Origin of the sequence: Pseudomonas sp. P20, assembly GCF_016463925.1 — a bacterium.
Taxonomy (GTDB): domain Bacteria; phylum Pseudomonadota; class Gammaproteobacteria; order Pseudomonadales; family Pseudomonadaceae; genus Pseudomonas; species Pseudomonas aeruginosa.
In genome coordinates this window covers 1-1,301 of record NZ_JAEMVM010000070.1, presented here as the reverse complement: position 1 = coordinate 1,301, position 1,301 = coordinate 1, and the positions used below count along the sequence as shown (strand labels likewise).

The following is a 1,301-nucleotide window of genomic DNA, read 5'->3' as shown; positions in this document are numbered from 1 at the left end:
CCATGGCCTGGCCCTGGGCCGAACCGCTGTTCTTGTACTCATGCCCCTCATCCACCACCAACAGATCGAAGTAGCCGTTGGGAAGTTGTCTTTTTATGAACTCGGTCGGTTGGTAGCCGCCTTCGCCGAAGCCGAACTCGATGTTCGCCATCGATCGCTCCATGCGTTTGGCCTGCCGATCGCTGAAGACGAAGTCGCCCTTGGCGTCCATCAGGTTGATGAACTCCGAGACGTTGTCCACCAACATCGTGGCCAGGAAGTCCTCGCCGAAGTCGTTCAGCAGGCGCTCCGCCCTGACCGGGCCGATGGTTGGAATCCGACACATCGACTTGAGGATCGTTGCGCGCCGGTTGCCGCCGTCAGGCTTGCCTGGCCGGATCAGCGTCCAGAGCGCCCCACGACAGGAGGAACAGGTACGTCGACGGTCACCACGCTCGAACTCCTCCACCGTGACCAGGTTGCCTTCCAGGTCCTCGAGGACCTGGCCGCAATCCGGGCACGCAGCGAGCAATTGGCCGCCGGCGGCGCGCTTCTTCCAGCAGGCGAGCCGCCAATGGAAACCCATCCGCATCCGCACGCGGCCGAGGATGAAGAACTCCTGGCGTCCGTCGTAGGCGTCGCCCATCTGATCTCGTAGCTTGAGCAGCTTGAGCAGAGTATCTGGGCCATTGAGTACCCAGACGCGGGCGGCTGGGATGGTCTCCAGAATCTCGCGGCGCCACTTGTAGACCAGGTGCGGCGGAGAGACAACCAGGGTCCGGCGATAGCCGGCCGCGTGCATGACCGCTGCGACAGCGATGGCCATCATGGTTTTCCCGGTGCCCATCTCGGCGTTGATGATCCCGGCCTGCTCGTTACGGTCCAGCAGCAGGGCGGTGATGGCCTGGACGACCTCGGCCTGGGCCGCGAAGGGCTTGCGCTTGAGTCGGTCCATCACCAACTGGCGGTGAGCGTTGTCGGAGCCGGTATAGACCGGGGGGTTGGAGCGATTGAGCGACTCCAGGAGCTCGTCGCCGAACTCGTCGATGAAGTCGGTCAGGTTGATGTTCAGGGAGGAGGCGGCCAGGGCGGCCGGTTGGGTCTGAGCGTTCATGTGCATCTCCTGCAGGTGAAGGAAGAAAGCAGGGCATGCACGTCCCTTTCGGGTATCGCCATACCCTGCAGGGTGGAGTGGAAGGAATCGCCGTGGGGGCGAGGTCAGTAGTCGCTAGGGAGCAAAAGCGTGGTTGAGCTGCGGTCTGCCTCGGTGATGATCCAGAGCCTGGATTCGCCGCCGGCATCGATGTCGTAGGACGACAGCA

General features: G+C 63.0%; 1 protein-coding gene. It reads right to left on the bottom strand.

Annotated elements, in window-relative coordinates; all coding sequences use genetic code 11:
• On the bottom strand, positions 1–1,093 hold a 1,093-nt coding region (locus tag JHD77_RS31480; RefSeq protein ID WP_199506555.1), incomplete at its 3' end, for a DEAD/DEAH box helicase family protein.
• Between the last annotated feature and the right edge of the window lie 208 nt (positions 1,094–1,301).